This window comes from Streptomyces cirratus (assembly GCF_014650775.1).
In the GTDB taxonomy this organism is placed as follows: domain Bacteria; phylum Actinomycetota; class Actinomycetes; order Streptomycetales; family Streptomycetaceae; genus Streptomyces; species Streptomyces cirratus.
Map to the genome: position 1 here is coordinate 40,514 of NZ_BMVP01000020.1, position 18,357 is coordinate 58,870.

The 18,357-nt window shown below is 68.9% G+C and carries 19 protein-coding genes and 1 pseudogene; 10 read left to right on the plus strand and 10 right to left on the minus strand.

What is annotated here, in order from left to right; genetic code table 11:
- Positions 1-64 precede the first annotated feature (64 nt).
- Together IE207_RS34025 and IE207_RS29860 are read left to right on the plus strand one after the other, a co-directional pair.
- On the plus strand, positions 65-472 hold the full coding sequence (locus IE207_RS34025; protein ID WP_308433686.1) for a TetR-like C-terminal domain-containing protein: 408 nt from the start codon (positions 65-67) through the stop codon (positions 470-472).
- A 974-nt stretch (positions 473-1,446) separates the two neighbouring features.
- Entirely contained in the window at positions 1,447-3,162 is a 1,716-nt protein-coding gene (locus IE207_RS29860) for an RICIN domain-containing protein (protein ID WP_229874148.1), read from the plus strand.
- Positions 3,163-3,603: 441 nt separating this feature from the next.
- Here the strand turns inward: IE207_RS29860 and IE207_RS29865 are convergent, their stop codons facing one another.
- Together IE207_RS29865 and IE207_RS29870 are read right to left on the minus strand one after the other, a co-directional pair.
- Positions 3,604-4,233 carry an HAD-IA family hydrolase gene (locus IE207_RS29865; protein ID WP_190187451.1) on the minus strand — a complete coding sequence of 210 codons (630 nt, stop codon included), beginning with the start codon at positions 4,231-4,233 and terminating at the stop codon, positions 3,604-3,606.
- A gap of 326 nt (positions 4,234-4,559) precedes the next feature.
- Entirely contained in the window at positions 4,560-4,697 is a 138-nt protein-coding gene (locus IE207_RS29870) for a hypothetical protein (RefSeq protein WP_190187452.1), read from the minus strand.
- A gap of 360 nt (positions 4,698-5,057) precedes the next feature.
- On the opposite strand from IE207_RS29870, the gene IE207_RS29875 reads away from it, so the two are divergent.
- Positions 5,058-5,315: a hypothetical protein gene (locus IE207_RS29875; protein WP_190187453.1), complete on the plus strand. Its 258-nt coding sequence runs from the start codon at positions 5,058-5,060 to the stop codon at positions 5,313-5,315.
- A 117-nt stretch (positions 5,316-5,432) separates the two neighbouring features.
- Here the strand turns inward: IE207_RS29875 and IE207_RS29880 are convergent, their stop codons facing one another.
- Together IE207_RS29880 and IE207_RS34030 are read right to left on the minus strand one after the other, a co-directional pair.
- Entirely contained in the window at positions 5,433-5,978 is a 546-nt protein-coding gene (locus IE207_RS29880; RefSeq protein ID WP_229874140.1) for a DinB family protein, read from the minus strand.
- Between the two features lie 235 nt (positions 5,979-6,213).
- Entirely contained in the window at positions 6,214-6,450 is a 237-nt protein-coding gene (locus IE207_RS34030; RefSeq protein WP_308433687.1) for a hypothetical protein, read from the minus strand.
- 492 nt (positions 6,451-6,942) lie between these two features.
- On the opposite strand from IE207_RS34030, the gene IE207_RS29890 reads away from it, so the two are divergent.
- Positions 6,943-7,230: a hypothetical protein gene (locus tag IE207_RS29890; protein ID WP_190187454.1), complete on the plus strand. Its 288-nt coding sequence runs from the start codon at positions 6,943-6,945 to the stop codon at positions 7,228-7,230.
- 79 nt (positions 7,231-7,309) lie between these two features.
- Here the strand turns inward: IE207_RS29890 and uvrA are convergent, their stop codons facing one another.
- A complete protein-coding gene (uvrA, locus tag IE207_RS29895) occupies positions 7,310-9,778 on the minus strand; it encodes an excinuclease ABC subunit UvrA (protein WP_190187455.1) in 2,469 nt (822 codons plus the stop codon).
- A gap of 365 nt (positions 9,779-10,143) precedes the next feature.
- On the opposite strand from uvrA, the gene IE207_RS29900 reads away from it, so the two are divergent.
- Positions 10,144-10,485: a HopJ type III effector protein gene (locus IE207_RS29900; RefSeq protein WP_190187456.1), complete on the plus strand. Its 342-nt coding sequence runs from the start codon at positions 10,144-10,146 to the stop codon at positions 10,483-10,485.
- A 141-nt stretch (positions 10,486-10,626) separates the two neighbouring features.
- Here IE207_RS29900 and IE207_RS29905 read toward each other — a convergent pair whose 3' ends face one another.
- Positions 10,627-11,358, minus strand: coding sequence for a GAF and ANTAR domain-containing protein (locus IE207_RS29905; RefSeq protein WP_190187457.1), 732 nt, complete (start codon positions 11,356-11,358; stop codon positions 10,627-10,629).
- Positions 11,359-11,766: 408 nt separating this feature from the next.
- Between IE207_RS29905 and IE207_RS29910 the strand changes: the two genes are divergently transcribed.
- Both IE207_RS29910 and IE207_RS29915 read left to right on the plus strand, forming a co-directional pair.
- Entirely contained in the window at positions 11,767-12,183 is a 417-nt protein-coding gene (locus tag IE207_RS29910; RefSeq protein WP_190187458.1) for an STAS domain-containing protein, read from the plus strand.
- Between the two features lie 220 nt (positions 12,184-12,403).
- Positions 12,404-12,703 carry a hypothetical protein gene (locus IE207_RS29915; protein ID WP_190187459.1) on the plus strand — a complete coding sequence of 100 codons (300 nt, stop codon included), beginning with the start codon at positions 12,404-12,406 and terminating at the stop codon, positions 12,701-12,703.
- Positions 12,704-12,858: 155 nt separating this feature from the next.
- Here the strand turns inward: IE207_RS29915 and IE207_RS29920 are convergent.
- Together IE207_RS29920 and IE207_RS29925 are read right to left on the minus strand one after the other, a co-directional pair.
- A pseudogene (locus tag IE207_RS29920) lies at positions 12,859-13,324 on the minus strand (transposase); the annotation flags it as partial.
- 71 nt (positions 13,325-13,395) lie between these two features.
- Positions 13,396-13,806 (minus strand): RidA family protein, encoded by a 411-nt coding sequence (locus tag IE207_RS29925; RefSeq protein ID WP_190187460.1) that lies wholly within the window; start codon positions 13,804-13,806, stop codon positions 13,396-13,398.
- Between the two features lie 548 nt (positions 13,807-14,354).
- Between IE207_RS29925 and IE207_RS29930 the strand changes: the two genes are divergently transcribed.
- Entirely contained in the window at positions 14,355-14,630 is a 276-nt protein-coding gene (locus IE207_RS29930; protein ID WP_190187461.1) for a hypothetical protein, read from the plus strand.
- A 118-nt stretch (positions 14,631-14,748) separates the two neighbouring features.
- Here the strand turns inward: IE207_RS29930 and IE207_RS29935 are convergent, their stop codons facing one another.
- Complete coding sequence (locus IE207_RS29935; RefSeq protein ID WP_190187462.1) at positions 14,749-15,210, minus strand: hypothetical protein; 462 nt, start codon at positions 15,208-15,210, stop codon at positions 14,749-14,751.
- 327 nt (positions 15,211-15,537) lie between these two features.
- On the opposite strand from IE207_RS29935, the gene IE207_RS33530 reads away from it, so the two are divergent.
- Both IE207_RS33530 and IE207_RS29940 read left to right on the plus strand, forming a co-directional pair.
- Positions 15,538-15,726 carry a hypothetical protein gene (locus tag IE207_RS33530; protein WP_229874150.1) on the plus strand — a complete coding sequence of 63 codons (189 nt, stop codon included), beginning with the start codon at positions 15,538-15,540 and terminating at the stop codon, positions 15,724-15,726.
- A gap of 644 nt (positions 15,727-16,370) precedes the next feature.
- Complete coding sequence (locus IE207_RS29940; RefSeq protein WP_190187463.1) at positions 16,371-16,847, plus strand: hypothetical protein; 477 nt, start codon at positions 16,371-16,373, stop codon at positions 16,845-16,847.
- 293 nt (positions 16,848-17,140) lie between these two features.
- Here the strand turns inward: IE207_RS29940 and IE207_RS29945 are convergent, their stop codons facing one another.
- Positions 17,141-17,971 (minus strand): hypothetical protein, encoded by an 831-nt coding sequence (locus IE207_RS29945; RefSeq protein ID WP_190187486.1) that lies wholly within the window; start codon positions 17,969-17,971, stop codon positions 17,141-17,143.
- Positions 17,972-18,357 lie beyond the last annotated feature (386 nt).

An 18,357-nucleotide genomic window follows, 5' to 3' on the forward strand; every position in this document is an offset into this window, starting at 1 on the left:
GGAGCGCCCCTGTCAGCTCCCGGGAGCCGTGCGGGAGACCTCTTTGACCAGAAGTCACCTACGAATGACCGAAGTTGATGCACCGTCACACATCCGCACCAGCGCACTCCGCCGCGAGGTCCGCGATTCGGGCCGGGCCGGGCCGATTCGGCAGCAGCCGCCGATGAGGCGGGCGCCCAGGCGGCGCGGCGCCAGGCGGCGACGGGCCGGCGGGGCCCGGTCCGCGGGGTGCTGTCCGCTCCTCGCGGCGATCGATCGCGCTTTGCCGGCGTCCGTCCTCGCTGGCGACACAACGGCGATCGACCTGTCGATCTGGGCCACCCTGCACGGGCTCGTGACTCTCGAACTGGCCGGGGCCTTCGACGCCACCACGGCTGAGGACGCATTCCGCTCGTCGATTCACGCCACGCTGCACGGATGGACGACTCCGGAAGTGTTCCGCAGTCTTCGCCAAGCCGAACTCGCTCGGTGACAGGATCAGAGCCGATATCTGGGCTCTCCCGATCCTGGTTGAAGCAGTGGTGCGTGGTCGGTAAAGACCGGCACGCCAAGGCCGACCAGCCGCGGCCGGCCATCGGTCGGAGCCCGTTTGAGGCTGTTGAGCTTGGCCATCGCGGCGTCAAAGCTGACTTGAAGTCCCTCGACCTCGCCGGAAGTGTCCTGCGGCGGAACTCCGTATCGAGGCCGGCAAGTAGCCGTCCCAGTTCGGTGCGTGCTGGGTGCGGCAGTTTGCCCGTTATGCGCCCCCAGGGCGTCCCTGGCCACCGCGACGTCGTCGTACTGGCACCCCGGCCGCGGAGGACCGGTAGCTGTAGAGGAACTGAGAGGTCCGCCCGGGTCGGACCTCGTAGCTGTCAGAGGGCGGTAAGTGACGTGGCGTCCGTTTCGCGGCTTCAGTTGGGGTAGGCGGCCTGGTCGCGAACTCGCCGGCTTCCTATGGCCGCGGCGGGGTGAGCAGCCTCTGCCGGGTTCGACCATCGATCGCCTCGCATGCCGCCCTGGCCCCGCAGCGGAACTCCCGGTCGTGCGGCCGGTGCCGCGCCGGGCGACGGGCCGAACGGCTCCCGATACCCACCGTCCACTCACCGCCGGAGACCGGCTGACCGGTCGTCGGCTGCGTTTCGCCCTCGGCTGCCCCGGCCGCCCGGCCCGACGACGTGATCGCCAGCCGGCGCTCGGTGCCTGAAAAAAATCTTCGCGGACCGGGGCAACCTTTCCGGGGGCGGTGACAACTGGATGGTGTGTCCGGACAGGCGGTCTGGTCACAGGCAACGGCTGAAAGAGAGCATCGACATGTTCCCTCGCCCATCCACGTCGTCGGAGGCGTCGCCCGGCGGCCGCGCCCGCCGTGGTCGCAGGTCGTCCCGCCCGGCCGCTCCGGGGCGGCGGCCGACGCATCGTGGCCGTCGGCTGTACCAGCGTCGGAGTTTCTGGGCGTCCGTCAGCCTGGCGGTCGTGGGCGGCTCCGTGGTCGTGGTCAACACGGCCTCGGCGGCAACCGTGGACACGAGCGCCTGGTACGTGCTGGTCAACCGCGACACCGGCAAGGCACTGGACAACCTCGGCTACGCCACGAACGACGGTGCTCCGCTGGTGCAGTGGAGCCGCACCGGCGCGGCGAACCAGCAGTGGAAGTTCATCGACGCGGGTGACGGGAACTACCGGCTGCAGAACCGGAACTCCGGCAAGGTGCTGGACGACTACAACTGGTCGAAGACCGAGGGCTCCGAGCTGGTCCAGTGGAGCGACCTGAACGGCGCCAACCAGCAGTTCCACGTGGAGAAGTCGTCGGACGGCTACGTGCGTCTGATCAACCGCTTCAGCGGCAAGGCCGTTGAGGTCCCGGGCGGCACCAAGGCCGACGGGGCTCACATCGCCCAGTACCACGACTGGAACGGCCCCCAGCAGCAGTGGCGGCTCGTCCCGGCCGGTAGCGCCGGCGGCACCGGGAACGCGGGGAGCTCCGGCAGCAGCGCCACGCCCACCGCCCCCGCCACGCCCGGCGGCAGCGGGCCGGCGAGCCAGGCTCCGAGCGGTACCCACCCGACGTCGGCGCCGCCTGCCACCGGCGGCAGCGGCACCTCGACGAAGAGTTTCATGGGCAGCAAGACGGTGCTCGTCGGCGGCTCGATGGACGACGCCTCGGCGAACGCCGCGCCGTTCGACGTGCAGTATGCCTATGTGCACAGCCAGCCCGCGCCCTCGTCGGACTACTACACGGCGGCCCGCTGCAAGGACGCGTGGACGGGCTGGTGGGGCTGCTGGAACGGCAGCACCACGGCACCGGGCACGTACGTGACCTGGCGGGACGCCAAGGCGGCCCAGGCGACCTATCAGGGCAAGCCGCGCCCGCAGAAGTTCCTCTGGACCTGGTACTCGCTGCGCGACCTCGGCGACGCGGTGGGCCAGGGCGACGGTCCGGGGGAGGTTCAAGCCATCAACAGGGCCGACCTGCTCACCCGCTACATGAACGACTACCGCTTCTTCCTCCAGAAGATCGGCACCTCGCACGACATGATCGACATCGAGCCCGACTTCTGGGGCTACGTCCGGTCGCTCGGCAACCCGCACCAGGTCCCCGCGCAGGTCACGGCCGCGAATCCGACGGACTGCGGATCGCAGGAGAACAGCGCTGCCGGCCTGGCCCAGTGCCTGATATCGATGGCGCACAAGTACGCGCCGAACACGGGCGCCGGGCTCCACCTCACCTGCTGGGACTGGCAGAACAACACGCAGGCCTGCGTCAAGGACTACGCGGCCCTCGGGGCGAAGAACGCCGACTTCCTGGCCACCGACGTGGTGGACCGCGACGCGGGCTGGTACGCGCTGCCGGCGAACGGTGGCCGTGACACCTTCTGGAACGACCAGAGGGCCACCGCCCAACTGGCGTTCTACAAGACGATGGCCGAGTCGGTGGGCAAGCCGGTGGTCCTGTGGCAGATCCCCCTGGGTAACATGGCGCAGAACAACACCCGCAACCACTACAAGGACGACAAGGTCGACTGGCTCCTGTCGCACATGGACCAGGTGGCGAACGCGCACATCGCCGGTCTGCTGTTCGGTGCCGGGCAGCAGGAGCAGACCGCGGTCGAGTCCGACGGCGGGAACCTGATCAAAAAGACGATCGCGTACCGCAACTCGGGCGGCACGCCGCTCAAGTAGCCCCACGCAGCCGGTCGGCCCACCCATCGACGGGGCCGCGTTCAACCCGCCCCCGTCGTCCCGCCGAGCACTTCTCGGCCGGTGCCGACCGGCTGTCGCCGGCCGTAGCGCGCCGCCCGCGCGCCGGCAATCTCAGTTCATGGCGCGAAAGCGGGAACCGGGCGCACAAGAGGCAAGCCCCAGGCCTCTGGCCTGGGGCTTTCACACGTGTCGGTGATGACAGAAGCGACATCATGCGCGACGCGCGCCGTTTCATTGTCCTGCCCTCGCCCTGAGGTTGGCAGGAAGACGTTCTGGCCCACTGAATCCTGTCGATGGCAGATGAACCCCATGATGATCGCTGATCATCCATGGGCAGACCGTACTTGGGACCGCTGACATCGAACCTCGCGGGCCTCCAACTGCTGTGGCGGCAGAGCCCGCGGCAGGCTCCGGTCAGACTCAGTACGCGGCAGTCAGGGTTATGCCCAGCAGGTCCTCAAGCTGGGAAATCGTTTCCTCAGGTTGCAGCGCATGCACTCCGGTGAAGCCGAGCTTCTCGGCCGCCCGGACGTACTCCTCGGTATCGTCAACGAATACGCACTCGTCAGCCGACAGCCCCAGGAGCTTCAGCATGGCTTCGAAGAGTTCCGTCTCGGGCTTGCGCATCCCGTGGCACTCGGAGATGACCACGCCGTGATACAGGGTCTCGAGCTCGTAGCCGTCGTAAAGGTTCCAGGGGGTGAGCCCCACCGAGTTGGACAGGATGCCGACCTTGATCCCGGCTCGCACTGCTGCGGCGGCCGCATCGATCATGGTCCGTTCAGGTCGCAGGTCGGCGAAGATACGGCCCATCAGGTTTTCCGGAGAGACCCCGAGCTTGGGGGCAGCGGCCTCATTCCATTCCGTCTGGCTGATCGCGCCGCGCTCCAGCTCGTGGGTGAGTCGAACACCATCTGCGTCCATGTACAGCGCCTTGGTACAAGCCCCCTGGGCCAACCCCTCCCGCTGCTCGAAGGCCAGTACCGCCGGCAGCAGCGGCGTGGTGAGCACCCCGCCGAAATCGAGGACGAGGCCGGTGCGGTGCGACATGGGAAAACTCCAGCAGGGTGAGGATCAGGTAGGGGGATCGACGACGCGCGCCGGCGGTGAGTCCAGCCCGTCGTCACCGGGGCGGCCAGCAGCCGTCCAAAGCCGTGTCGGCAGAGGGACCGAATGAATCCACCGCCGATTGGTGCGCAGGCCACCGATCTTGACCGTACGGTACCAACGTTCCGGCACAGGCGGGGCGGAGCGGCCCAGATGGGAGCGCTGGACGCACCGTGTACTACGACGCCGGGCAGCCGGTCACGCCGGGGGCCCGAGGTTCGCGTGGGAGCTCACGGGTCGCCTCTGGGGTTCGCTCTTGTCGAGCACGATCACTCCTGTTCGTCGGCGAGAAGGAAGGCGAGGCCTTCGGTGAAGGCGTCCACGGCCTCCTCGCGGATCCGGTAGCCCTGGACCTTGCCGTAGCCGGGTCCGATACCGAGGACGGGCTCCTTGACGCCGTGCGGCAACAGTCCCTTGGCGGCGGTTGGGCAGGGTGGTCTTGAGGCCGTTGGCGTGGCCGTTGCGCCCGTGACGTCGTCGGAGCGCAGAGCGTCGGCCGGCACGCGGCCGCCGCGCCGCGGTGCCTCGCGAACGATGACCTGGGCGCGCGGGGGAAGTTCGTTCGAGGCCCGTCCTGTTCGGGGTTCATCCACGTTCACCCGGGTGGCGAGGCCCAATGTCGTTGCATCAACCGGAACGTGCACCACTGAACGTAGAGATGCATTGACTCTGAGTACACTTGGCAGCTCCGGCGGGTACGGTGCCGCCCGCGACACTGGAAGAGGTGTTCGATGCGACAGGTGGCTTGGGTTCTAGGAGCCCTGACGGTGGCTGCAACTCTCGCGCTTGCGGTCCCGACTTCCGCATACGCGGCCCAGGGAGTCCTGATCATCGACGGTGTTGGCCACCAGGATCCCAGCGGCTGTTTTCCGCTTGGGGACTTCGTCCCGTCCGTGGTCACCAACCACACGGACGCGATCGCCGAGGTGCGGTCGGGCCCCGACTGCACAGGCCAGGTCGACTGGCTGGTCTACCCCGGTGAGACCTATCACCCAAACGGAAGCCGTAGCGTCTTCGTCCTGTGAACCGCCCGCGCACCCAGGACGCGCCGCAAGGGGCGGCAGGTTCGCGTTGTCGGCGTGGTCGAAGGCCTTGAGGGAGACTCAAAGGCAGCCTTCCGCAAGGGCTGCCCCCGACGATTCTCAGGGCTGAGATGCCGGGCGGGTCCCGGGAAAGCCGCTGCGCTGACCCTCGTCCTGGTTTTCCAGGTGGCGGCTCATGTCGAGCAGGTGATGGCGCAGCTCGTGCACGGTGTGGACGGCGACCCAGCGAAGAGAGCGTTCCTTGGGCTCGGGGTAGGTGTATACCAAGGTGCGCTCCCAATCGGCGGGAGACAGCCGGTCGAGAACGTCGCCGAAGAGCAGGGCCGCGTCTTGGAGCTGGCGCGCGACGTCGGCCGGATCCTGCCGGGCGTAGCCGTCGTGGTCGACCCGCTCGTCACGCCCCATGGACTCCGCGACCGGCGTATCACGGCGCCGCGCGGCCAGCACCCGCTCCCTCTGGACGAGCAGCACGTCACGCATGTGACAGGCGTACTCGAGAGGTGACCACACCTGCGGCGAGGAACGCTGTCGCAGCGCCGACGGTGCGGCTCGCAACAGGCCCGCGCATTCGCTCGCGTGGCCCTTGACGAGCATCGAGGCACTGGGGGCCAGGGCGAGGTCGTACTCGAAACCGCATCCGCGCAAGCCGTCATGTACTCACGCTAGCAACCGCCCACAGCGCGTAGTCGAGCCGCTTTCCGCGTCGTCCGGGATCGGCGACGGGGTGTGGCGGAGCGGGCTGTCGGTCTGTGCATGTGGCGTACTTGGCGGTGTACTGCTGGGCGATCTCCAGTTGATCGCGCCATCCAGGGCGCCGCCACGAGTACGCCGGGCAGCATCGTCCGCGCTGTGGTCACCGCGCGGAACAGGCGGGACACGGTCACGTCGTGGTCCGGGCGGTGCACGACGGCGATGTGGTCGCCCGCCCTGATGTCGCCCCCTCGGTGACGCGGAGCATCGCTCCGGGGGACCCGGCGCGAGTGAAGCGGCGTACCCAGCGCTTCTCGTCGAGCCAGCGCGCCCGGACCATCGAACCGAACGCGGGTGTTGCCGCACCCGTCAGCGCCGCGCTCGTCTCCTCGTTCACTTTCCGGTTGGCCTGCTGCAGTGCTCGCACCACTGTCTCGTGTGACTGGTGGTGGTGCGCTGGTGGTCGGGCAGCGCCGTCGTCCCGTGGCGGGGTGCTTGGTCGCGAGTTCTCGTAGCTTGGCCAGCAGCGGGGCCTGGGCGTCGCCATAAAGGAAGGTCGGGAGACCCCCGCCCTTGGAGCGACACCGGCGACGGTCACCGCTACGCCGTCGCGTTCCAGGGCCCCGAGGACGGCTTGGACGCGCTCGATGTAGGCCAGGCGGCGCTGCCGTGCAGCCTCGGCCAGGTGGGACGAGTTGTCAGCCCGCATCCACTTCCCCCTTCGGCTCGACTGGGCCGCCGGGAAAGTCGTCTGGCGCCGGGGCGACTCCGTCGTTCTCCTGCGGTCCTCCGCTCACCGGTGTCCCTCACCTGGAGGTCGTCGCCGACCAGTGGCACCAGTGTGAAGTCCGCGAGACGATGACATCTGAGGGTTCAGAGCGCCTGGGGATACAAAGCACTCGCGCCTTGGAGCGTTGCCATGACCACCAACCACAATTGCGGGCCGCAAGCCGACCCCGAGTTCTTCGACGCACTGAACAAGCTGTTCGAGCAGTACCCCGAAGCAGCGGACAGGTACATGATCAAATCCATGACCTTGGAACTCGAATACCTGAAGATCGACTTTAGGAAGCAAGTAGGCGTGTCCCGCATCGAAGACGGCCGCATCATCACGGAGTTCGTCGACCGAGACCCCACACGCCATCGCCAATGCTGCGGATATCACCACGGCGAATGCATCCTCGTCTGTGACCCCCCGCCGGTATGAGAACCGCTTAAAGCCGCGCACGTTCTTGTCGTTCGGCTGCGCGGGAAAGTCAGCTTGAGCTCGGCCCCTCGCGCCGCCGTCAGGAGCGCGCGAGCCGGGCCGCGAGGTAGGGCGCGGTGGCGCTGCGGCGGGCCCTCGCCACCTTGGCCGGCGGGCCCGTCGCGACCACCCGCCCGCCCGCGTCGCCGCCTCCCGGCCCGAGGTCGATGACCCAGTCGGCGGTGGCGATCGTGTCCAGGTCGTGCTCGACGAGGACGACCGTGTTGCCGGCGTCGACGAGCCGGTGCAGCTGTCGCAGCAGCAGCGCGATGTCCGAGGGGTGCAGCCCCGCCGTCGGCTCGTCGAGCAGGTAGAGCGCGTGCCCGCGGCGGGCCCGCTGCAGTTCGGTGGCCAGTTTGATGCGTTGCGCCTCACCACCGCTGAGTTCCGTCGCCGGCTGGCCCAGTCGCAGGTACCCCAGTCCCACCTCGCGCAACGTCTCCAGGCTGCGGGAGGCGGCGGGGACGGCGGACAGGAACGTGGCAGCGGTGTCGACGGACAGCGCCAGCACTTCCGCGATGTTCTTGCCGCGGTAGGTGACCTCCAGCGTTTCGGCGTTGTACCGGGCGCCGTGGCACGTCGGGCACGGCGCGTAGGTGCCGGGCAGGAACAGCAGTTCCACCGCGACGAATCCTTCGCCCTGGCAGGTCTCGCACCGCCCTTCGGGCACGTTGAAGGAGAACCTCCCGGCCGAGTAGCCGCGCGCCCTGGCCTCGTCCGTCGCCGCGTACAGCTTGCGCACCGCGTCGAACATGCCCGTGTACGTGGCCAGGTTGGACCGGGGAGTCCGGCCGATGGGCCGTTGGTCGACCCGGACCAGCCGGTCGAACGACTCGACCCCCGACGCGTCCTGGACGTCGACCTCCAGCCGCGCCTCCTCGGGCTCCTCGGGTACGAGTCCGAGGTGGCCGCGGACGACCTCGGCGAGCACCTGCGTCACCAGCGTCGACTTCCCGGAACCGGACACGCCCGTCACCGCCGTCAGTACGCAGAGCGGTACGTCGACGGACACGTCGCGCAGGTTGTGGCGGGAGACGCCGCGCAGGCGCAGCCAGCCGTGCGGTGTGCGCGGGCGGTGATCGAGCGGCTGGGCGCGCCCGAACAGGTACTGGCTCGTGGCCGACTCCCCGACCCGCTCAAGACCGGCGACCGGGCCGCTGTACAGCACGCGTCCGCCGCCCTCGCCCGCGCCGGGGCCGATGTCGACCACCCAGTCCGCCCGGCGTACGACGTCCATGTCGTGCTCCACGACGAACAGCGAGTTGCCCGCCGCCTTGAGGCGGTCGAGCACGTCCAGCAGCGGTTCCGCGTCGGCCGGGTGCAGGCCCGCGGAGGGTTCGTCGAGGACGTAGACGACGCCGAACAGCCCCGAGCGCAACTGGGTGGCGATCCGCAGGCGTTGCGCCTCGCCCGGCGACAGGGTCGTCGAGCGGCGCCCGAGGCTGAGGTATCCGAGGCCCAGGTCGAGCAGTACGTCGACGCGCGCGACCAGATCGCCGCAGATCCGGACCGCGACCTCGGTCGTCTCCCCGGATCGGGCGGTCGACGTGGTGGCGTCGGCCTCGGGCCGCCGCGCGACGGGCCCCAGCAGCGCCACGACCTCGGTGAGCGGCATCGCGTTGATCTCGGCGATGGAACGTCCGGCGAAGGTCACGGCGAGCGCCTCGGGCCGCAGTCCGCTGCCGTGACACTCGGGGCAGGGCACACTCCGGACGAACCGGAGCGCCCGTTCGCGCATCTTCTCGCTCTTGGAGTCGGCGAGGACGTGCATGACGTGCTTGCGGGCGCTCCAGAACTTGCCCTGGTAGCCGTAGTCGACGCGGTCCTCCTCCGGCTCGATGTACACGGAGGGCTGTTCGTCCGTGTACAGCAGCCAGTCCCGGTCCTTCTTCCTGAGCTTGCGCCACGGCCGGTCGATGTCGATCCCCAGGCCGTTCACGACACTGCGCAGGTTGGCGCCTTGCCATGCGCCCGGCCAGGCGGCGATCGCCCCCTCGCGGATGGTCAGCGAGGGGTCCGGGACGAGCAGGTCCTCGGCGACGTCGTGCACGACGCCCAGTCCGTGGCACTCCGGGCAGGCGCCGGCCGCGGTGTTGGGTGAGAACGACTCGGCTTCCAGCCGTGCGGCCCCGGGCGGATAGGTGCCGGCGCGGGAGTACAGCATGCGCAGCAGGTTGGACAGCGTGGTGATGGTGCCGACCGTCGAGCGCGAGCTGGGCGACCCGCGTCGCTGCTGCAGGGCGACGGCGGGTGGCAGTCCGGTGATTTCCTGCACGTGCGGTGCGCCGACCTGTTGCAGCAGCCTTCGGGCGTACGGCGCTACGGACTCGAAGTAGCGGCGCTGGGCTTCCGCGTAGAGCGTGCCGAACGCGAGCGAGGACTTGCCCGAACCGGAGACGCCGGTGAAGGCGACCATCGCGTCCCGCGGAACGTCGACGTCGACGTTCCGCAGGTTGTTCTCACTGGCGCCCCGGACGTGCACGAAGGGGTCGCTCACGTCCTTGTTCACCGTTCCTGATTACCTGATCGCGCCGGGAACCGCGCGGCAGGCGCCGTCACCGGGCCCCGCTCCCACGAGAAGCCGGAGAGTCCCGGTAGAAGCCGCTTCCAGGGACAGTCGATCCGACGTCCTCCGGCGAACGCGGTGGTGCACCCTCCCGGCGGCGCACTCTCCCAGTCGCCCCGGCGGCTCAGCCCCGGTAGCCCGGCTCGGCACCGGCACCGGCACCGGCACGGCCGCCGGCTTTCGGCGGATCGCACAGTTGAAGACCGTGACCTGCGGAGATGCCGCTCCTTACCGGTCGGCCTTGAGGGGGTTATCGTCGTCCGGACACGGACGGCAACCGGTCGTCTGTCCAACCCAGGGGAACCGACATGACCGATCTGGACTCGCTGCGGGCAAGCCTTGCGTCAGGTGAGCACGAGTTCGCCGACACCCTGTCCTTCGTCGCTGCGCATTACGCCTACCAGCCGCAGGCATTCCGCAACGGGGAACTGCAAAATGCCGCAGGTGAGAACGAGGGTTCCTGCAAGGCGCTGGGATTGGCCCTGCTGGAGGGGCTGAGCGACCAGGAAGCGCTGCTGGCATTCGGTGAGCACTATCGCAGCGTGCTGGCGACGCCGAACGGCACTGATCACGCCAACATCCGCAACCTCATGACCCACGGCCTGGCAGGGGTGGGTTTCGCCGGGCAACCACTGACCCGCAAGAGCTGAACAGCGACGCACCAGTGCTCCGCCGGACGGGTACGTCCGCAGGACCGAGCTGACGGGCCGCTCCGCCGAGACGCTGCCGCGCCGGCCCCACCGGCTGCGGTGCGCCTGCGGCACCTGCTCAGGTGTGTCGTCGGCCCCTGCTCACGGGCGGGCGCGCAGAGCTTGCCCGTCCGGTGGCGGGGTGCCGGTGATGTTGGTGACGAGGCCGGTACACAGGTCGCGGAGTTTGACGTTGCGGTGCTGGGAAGCGGTGCGCAGGATCGCGAAGGCTTCCTCCGCGCTGCAGCGCTGCTGGCCCATGATGATTCCGGTGGCCTGGTCGATGACGCTGCGGGATGTGAGGGCCGTCTGTAGGTCGGCGGTGAAGGCGCGGGCGTCGGCGATGCGCTGGGCCAGTGCGATGCCTCCGGTGGCCTGGGCTGCGAGGCTGCGCAGGTCCGTGAGGTCGGCGTCGGTGACGGCGTCCGGCTTGGCCGCGTAGATGTTCAGGGCGCCGGCGGTGTCGGTGTGTGCGGCGATCGGCAACGACATCGAGGACCGTGTGCCGAGGGCGGCGGCGTAGGCGGGGTAGGGGCCCCAGCGCGCTTCGCCGAGCATGTCGGCCACGGGCACCTCCTCGCCCGTGCGCAGGGCCTGCAAGCAGGGCCCGTCGTCCTGTCCGTACTGCGCTTCGTCCAGTTCGGGGGCGTTCTGGCCCGCGCTGACGACGGTGATGGGGCGGCCCTGGCGCTCCAGCGTGATACCGCAGCCCTCAGCCGCCGGCATCAGTTTCAGAGCAGCGTCGGCCAGGCCCTGGAGGAAGCCGTCGAGGGAATCGGTGTCCAGCAGGATCGAGGTCACATCCGGCAGACCGGGTGCGGGAGCGACGGACATGATCGTTTTCCCTTCGGGGCAGAGCACGCAGATGGTCGACGTCGGGTGCCACTGGGGCCTGTGGGGTCCGACCCGAAGGGACGCCTCCAGCGCGGTCGGCCGCCAGCGGCCCGAGGGGGGCGGAAGGTGACAGCCCCTGCCTTCCACTATGCGCCTCGAAATCGGGCCCGTGCCCCGCCTTCTCCCCCGGAGACGGCGCGCGGCCTGCCGGGGCGCGACCGATCCGGCTCGGCTTACTGGCAGAATGAGCGGTGGGTCAGGAAGCGGCCTCTCGCTTTGCGCTGCTTCCACGGAGACACTGTTGCCCGTTTCGCCCCTCTGCCGCCGTCTCGACGGCCACTGCTCGGCCATCGAGCACCAGGCGGTCCTCGGCTTCGACACCGGAACCTCAGACGGCGAGGCCGCCGAATGAGCGTTCCTGGCGAGCTGCCCGTTTTGTCGCTGGCGACCAGGCCGCTTCCGCTGGGCGCCGACGGCATGGAGACCGGCGTCTCCTTGGCCGTCGTCACCGTATCCGGCCGTCTGGACCACACCGTCGGCTGGAAGCTGCGCAGTGTGATCAGCGATTGCCTCTTACAGGACGTGACCGTGCTCGTGCTGGATCTGGCCGCCCTGGATACCTGCGACGACGCGGGCCTGAACGTCCTCAGTGGGGCCGCCACCAGCACCGCTGCCATCGGCGGCGTCCTGTACCTGGCTGCCGTACCCGAGTACCTGCGACCCCGGCTTGCGGACATACTTCCCCCGGAGTCGTTGCCCCTGTACGCCGATGTGGATGCGGCTGTGACCGCCGCCCTGGCGAAGGACGCGGACGGTCCACGGTAGATGACCCGGCCGAGCCACTCCGCCACTCGACGCTCGGCGCTCGGCGCTCGAACCGGACCCCGTGCGCGGACCGCCCGCGCATGCGCCGGGGAGCGGAACACCGCCTCGCTCACGCGGGGTTGTCACGCACGGGCGGCACGCGGATAGTGAGGGCCCGGGGCCTTGTCGCAACCGCCAGCGACTCGTTGCCCAGAGTGAAACCTGCGGTCAGGAGCCACGGATGAAGCGCGTCGGATCCTTATTGACCTCGCTGGCCCTGGGCGCCGGACTGCTGGTGGCCGGGGCGAGTCCTGCGGCAGCTGACGCGTATGACTGCCGCACCTGGTACAAGTCCTCCACGACCGCTGCCGGTACATGCGTCAGCGGCACCGGCGAGTTCCGCGTGTACACGCGATGCAACCGGCCCTGGGCCCAGGACTACACCGTCTACGACCCCACGTGGCGGCGGGTCGGCACCACCAGCACCGCCATCTGCTACAGCGGTGGCAAGCCGTACGGAGCGGGCATCCAGGTCCACTAGTCCACCGGATGGTCCATACGGACGCTCCCCGCGCCGGGACTTCAAGGCGTTCACGCGCTGGGCATCCTGCTCCCAGAGCACCTTGGACTCGGTCTCCTCCTGTGCGGACGGCGCGCCCGGCCGCGCCTCCGGGCGGAAGCGCCGCGAACTCCTCGGGGCTTGGCGAAGCGGAACTCCGGCCCGTGCTCCGACGGTCGGCCACCTCTCGGGTCGTAGACGCGCGGCGGCTTCGGCAGCCGCATCGCACGGTCGCCGCGGACGCGGCCGACCAGCTCCACAGGCAGGTCCTGCAGGACCCGGGCCAGGCGCGTGACGTCGTAGCCGGCGTCGGTCACGATGGTGATGTCCGGCTCGCCCGGCGCCCGTCCGGGAAGCGGGCAGCGGCAGGCCGGCCAGCAACGACAGCAGCCGGGTGCTGTCGATCCGGCCCTGGTTGAGGCCGTCGTACACAGCTCCATACCCACGCCGGTGCCCGGGCAGCAATGTCCGCTCCACCGCCGAGCGCACCGCACCCGGAGCACACAGCACCGCGTCCGCCGGCTCGAACAGATCATCGCCCCGCAGGGTCAGACACGCGTACAACTCATCCCGGAATCGTGACGGTCCTTGAAGCAGCACCAGGCAGCAGACGAAGGCCGCCCCAGCACCCGCGAATGCCCAGCCGGCTACCCAGTTCGATACGCCGTTCGAAGTCAGTCAGGCAGCGCCACGGTGAGATCCACCTCGACGAGCTGTCCCGGGAAGCCCAGCTGGGCCACACCCAGGAGCGTGCTGGCGGTGGTGAACGCCGGCCTGAGGGCAGACTCGGTCAGCCGACGCCATGCGGCTCCGAGAACGTCCCGCTCATCGCTACGCACGTAGATCACTGACCGCACCACATGTTCAGGCTGGGCACTCACCGCGGCCAGGGCAGTGAGCGCGTTCACGACCACCTGGTCGACCTGCGTCTCGAGGGAACCGACACCGACGAGGTCACCGTTCCGATCAAGCGGGCACTGTCCTGCCAGATAGGCCGTACGCCCTGCCTCTACCACCGTGATGTGGTGGTAGCCCGGCGTCTCGTGCAGCTGCTCGGGGTTGATGCGGGTGATCTTCTCGGTCATGTCCGCAAGTCTGCCCAGCATGGTGCCGGCACGCACCGCAATTTCCCCACCGGCAAGCACCCCGCAGCAACCTGAGATTGAAGAACGAGTTCAGCGCCTGCCACGAAAGCGAGCGCTGAGGTCGCGCCGGCTACGGAACGGGCTGAGCCATCGGTTGCGCCCCTGCTGCCCGGAGGATCTCGGCAGCGTCAGGGTGAGGGCCGTTGTTCGCCCGGTCCAGCGGGGACTTTCCTGTGGGCGGGACGCAACACCATGTCCCTGGGTATGCCCTTGTGCCCGGTGCGGTGCCGGACACGGTGCGCTGGGGTGTCCACATGCCGGTGACCTTCCTGCCCGACCCGAAGTCCTACTCGCGCACTGCCGGCCGGGCACTGGCACTGCACGCGCGGAGTCCGCCACACCCTGCCCATGGCGGCAGTGGACCGACTTCACGCCGAACCCAGTGCGGGATCCGCAGGAGTACCGGCGCGTCGCGGAAACCAGGCACTGAGCCCTCCGACCTGGCCGCTGGACGCCGACTGCTTCGGCCCCTCGGTAGAGTCTGGGCAATGACAGGAAACCGGGGCCGTTGGCCAAAGACCGACCAGGATGTCGGCATCGAGGATGTAACGCTCCTCATCCTGGAATGGCTGGGCGAGCAGGGCGTGAACGCCATGATCAGAGTGGATGCCGAGAGGGTGGCGGACAACGCTCCGGCGTGGACGTTCGCCGCCAGTGGCGGTCCCTTGGAGCACGGCATGCGTGCTGACGGGAGGACCGTGCAGCAATGCATGTCCACAGCCCTGTCCCAGCTGCGCGAGGCCGGGCTGTCGGTACCGTTTTGATCTTCATCTTCGCTCGCCTCTGACTTCGATCATGACGTCGGCCTCGGCGTCCCAGCGGTTCCTTCGAACGGGCTGATGCCCGGCGTTCCGAGCGGCGCCTTCGCGCCGAAGCGTTACATCACAGCCTGAAGAGCACGCCGCGCCACGTCCATCCCGCGCCGAGCACCGCTCGCTGCAGGGGATACCTCATGTCCTGCGTGCCGAAGCGGAACGTCTCGGCCTTATGGCGGCGGCCATCCGCTCCTGGCATTCCCCACTGCCGGTACACCTTGTCCGCCGGTCCGCGGCCGTACTGTCTACGGGCTGCATCGGCCGTCGGCTCCCACCGCTCTTCAAGGACACGGACCTCGTGCGTTGCTGGACGCAGTCTCATCCGGGTTTTGAGGGTCACGTCCAGCGCCGGGTACTCGAACTCCGCCACCAGGTCGGCGTCTTCGTTGAGGCTAGCCTCCCGCACGACGAACCCGACGTTTGGGCCGTTGACCGCAAGCAGTGCGGCCCGCACGTCCGTGGCCGACCGCGCGGGGGTACCTCTGCGCGGATATCTGGTGCCGGTCCACCTGTCCGTGAAACGAATCATGGTCACGCCCCTGCCCCGCTGTCCGGACGAACGGTGTGCACGTCCTGGAAGTCCCCCAGGACGGAATCGTATTGTGTTGCAGGGGCGGTCAAGGTGGGCCGCTCACCGCCCGCTTGTGTGGATCCGCGCTGTCCTGCGGGGAGAGGTAGACCTGCAACTGTGTGAGGTCGCGCGGCATGCGTCGCCCACGCCGACCGGGAAGGACATTTCCCGGGTCAGGCGGCGGCATTCGTCAGCAAAGCCACACCGGTGGGCATGACTTCGGAATAGGTCAGCACCGCAGCCCCCCGTTGTAGTGTGAGGGAACTGTCATAGGGAGTGAGCGAAATAAGCAGACGCCGGTACGTGGCGAGGGGTGTTCCCGGGGGCTATCGCATATGGGACAACAAAGGCCGTCGGTGGTGGGGTGACCACTACGAGCTCTGCCCTGACGCTCTTCTGACAGAGCTGAACGGCGCTGCCGAACCCGCACAGCTCACCGCTCTTCTCAAACGGTACCGGGCACAGAAGCGCTGACGGAGCGAGGGCCTGGTTTGGCGGTCGGGCGGGGCGAGGTTGAGCTGTTCTCGGTCGGCTCCTTCGACCAGTCGAGGCGGGGTCTCCTGCGGCTGGGGCGTCGGCTCAGATCTGCGGTCGCACGACGCGCACGCACCCTGTGGCGGACACGGCCAGTGTGCCTGGGGTGCTGTGCTCCCCCTTCTCCCCCGGTGCGGGGCCCGGGGCCCGGACTACCCGGCCGTCGTCAACGGCATCCTGTGACAACAGGCCGGCGGTCACCCCTGGCACGACCTGCCCCCCCGCTACGGGCCTTGGGCCATGGCACCGCCGCGCGCCGAACGTCTGCGCCTGTGGGAACCGGCCGCCCGCCCGCCCAAGAGGGCGGCCCTGACCATTCGGGCAAGGCCCGCAGCTAGCGGGCGCGACCGGTGCCGCAGTGTCGCGGGCGGTGAGCCTCCCCCTTGAGCTTGTCGATGGCCACAGATCGGGAGGGCGGCCGACGGGATGCACCACGTGGGCCCCGCACGACAAAGAGATAACGCAAGATTGCGGACCAATCGCTCCGAATCCCACCCATGGAGAACAGGCAGCAGCCCGACGGGACGGGTACGGCTCCGACGCCTGGGCACACGAACGTCATGCACGGACAACATGCGCGTCCCATGAGCACTGGGTTCGGCCCGGCACGATCTCCCCGAACGCGGTCCGGACAAGCCGAAGCGAAGCACTCCCGCCCAGGTCGGCTCACCGACCGGCTGCGGCGCAGAATCCTCGCGTACCGGACAATCGACTTCCTGTCCACACACGTCCCCGACCTGTCCGGCCCGGGCGAGGAATGCCTGCTCCTCGTCCACATCCGCCAAGTCGTGGGCCAGATCCACTACCGGCTCTGCGCCGACTGCGCTCAGGGCATCATCACGACCGTCGTCATCGACGAGCGTTTCCGCAGCACCGGCCTGGACACCCGGGCGCTCTCGCACCTGCGCTCCCGCCACCCCGGCATGTCTTGGCTCAGCACATCCGGCACACGCACCACACGTGATCTCCTGCGCCGCATGCGCATCCCCGCGACTGTCGCAGACACGCCCTGCACCCATGCCCTTCAGCCGACGGCCGAGTCGGCAAGCGCCACTGCCTGACGGCTGGTCACCAACCAGACCAAGCAGAGCAGGCCCGCAACGTCCGGCCCTCGAAAGCCTCGCCCCCTCTCCGCGGAAGCGCAGGCGCTGAGCACCACGGACCGGTGGTGGCCACTCACCGCAGGCCCCTAAGCTGAGGTCGGCACACCCCCTGGGAAGCCGCCCGCGCCGCGCTGGTTCAGCTCCCTCAGCCCGCAGTGACGTGATGTGGACACGCAGCGCCAACCGGCCGTCGTCGGCGCTGATATGCGCTGCTGTTGGCCTTGGCCTCCAGGTGGATCTTCGGTGCTGATTCAGGTGCCGGTCGCTCGGGCCGAGCGCGGTTGGGCGCGCAGGGCAGGAAGCCGGGCGCTGTGGTCCGCTCCGGCCAGGCTGTCGCCCAGGGCCAGGAGCGAGAGGAGCCGGACCGGCCGGCCCACTGTGGCAGCGGCCTCCAGTTTGTGGTGGCCGTCGAGGAGGAAGTGGGTCAGGCCCCAGTGCACAGAGGGGTCGTCTCCGAAGCTGCCGGCGGGCCCGCACACGTCCAGCGTGGAGACCGCCACTGCGGTGGGGACCGTTCCCTGCTCCATGAGAGCGATGTACTCCTCGACACGCTCCCTCTCGTTCCAGGTCGGGGGAACCATGGGCACGACGAACTCGTAGAGGTGGGCGTCTGCGTCGACGGCGGTCTCGAAGGTTCGGTAGTACGGGGTGTGCGGGTACTCCGGGAGGCCCCAGAACTGATCGAGCCCCCATGACGTGACCTGTTCGCCGCTGAAGTAGTCGCCTTCCTTACCCGGGATGATCAGCCGGGGTTCCACGCTCAGGAGCAGCGGAAGGTACTCGCCCTGCGGCAGCAACGCACCGAACGCATCGATTACGCCGCCAGCGTCCGTCTCGTCCAGTGCCCCGGTGAGCTGCTCCTGCATGCTCTCCAGGGACAACTTCTCCTTCGAGGTCTCCAGTCGGCGGAACAGGAGTGGGCACGTTCCGCAGTAGGAGCTGAGCTCGAAGGCGGGCTCGTCGTCGACCATGAGCAAGCGGCGCCGCGGGCCGCCGCCGAGCTCTTGCAGTTCCGTGCGGAAGTGCAACCGCGCCTCGGAGGAAGGGACACCGAGACTGCGGGGGTCGCCTGTTTTGATCATCACGGGCCGACCGTACGGGATGCAGCGGATCGGCTCCACCGACTACTGAGCGCCGATCTGGCCGGACGGGCCGACTACAGCGCCGGATCCCAGGCGCGCAACTGTGACTCAGCGGCGCGTCGGCGCGATTGGCCCTTGAGCGTTCCCCTTGGCCCGCTGCGCACTTGGGTGGCTCGCCGTAGCTGTCAGCCGCCCCACCTGTGGTGTTGCGGGGGGGGCGGCCGGGTGTGCCTCCCCTGTCACTGAATCTTTTCCAACCTGCCACATGGGCAGTTCAATAGGGCCCGATTTGCGCGTGCACTGACGGTTCATCGGCAGTCGTTGGAGGCGCCTGAGCACCGGCCGGCAGGCCCTGCTCACGCTCACCGAAGCGGCCAGGACGGCGG

Excerpts from the sequence above, each read along its gene's own strand:
- IE207_RS34025 (WP_308433686.1), top strand. The coding sequence starts at position 65 with ATGACCGAAGTTGATGCACCGTCACACATCCGCACCAGCGCACTCCGC.
- IE207_RS29865 (WP_190187451.1), bottom strand. The coding sequence starts at position 4,233 with ATGTCGCACCGCACCGGCCTCGTCCTCGATTTCGGCGGGGTGCTCACC.
- IE207_RS29890 (WP_190187454.1), top strand. The coding sequence starts at position 6,943 with ATGACCACCAACCACAATTGCGGGCCGCAAGCCGACCCCGAGTTCTTC.
- IE207_RS29900 (WP_190187456.1), top strand. The coding sequence starts at position 10,144 with ATGACCGATCTGGACTCGCTGCGGGCAAGCCTTGCGTCAGGTGAGCAC.
- IE207_RS29905 (WP_190187457.1), bottom strand. The coding sequence starts at position 11,358 with ATGTCCGTCGCTCCCGCACCCGGTCTGCCGGATGTGACCTCGATCCTG.
- IE207_RS29910 (WP_190187458.1), top strand. The coding sequence starts at position 11,767 with ATGAGCGTTCCTGGCGAGCTGCCCGTTTTGTCGCTGGCGACCAGGCCG.
- IE207_RS29915 (WP_190187459.1), top strand. The coding sequence starts at position 12,404 with ATGAAGCGCGTCGGATCCTTATTGACCTCGCTGGCCCTGGGCGCCGGA.
- IE207_RS29925 (WP_190187460.1), bottom strand. The coding sequence starts at position 13,806 with ATGACCGAGAAGATCACCCGCATCAACCCCGAGCAGCTGCACGAGACG.
- IE207_RS29930 (WP_190187461.1), top strand. The coding sequence starts at position 14,355 with ATGACAGGAAACCGGGGCCGTTGGCCAAAGACCGACCAGGATGTCGGC.
- IE207_RS29935 (WP_190187462.1), bottom strand. The coding sequence starts at position 15,210 with ATGATTCGTTTCACGGACAGGTGGACCGGCACCAGATATCCGCGCAGA.
- IE207_RS29940 (WP_190187463.1), top strand. The coding sequence starts at position 16,371 with ATGAGCACTGGGTTCGGCCCGGCACGATCTCCCCGAACGCGGTCCGGA.
- IE207_RS29945 (WP_190187486.1), bottom strand. The coding sequence starts at position 17,971 with ATGATCAAAACAGGCGACCCCCGCAGTCTCGGTGTCCCTTCCTCCGAG.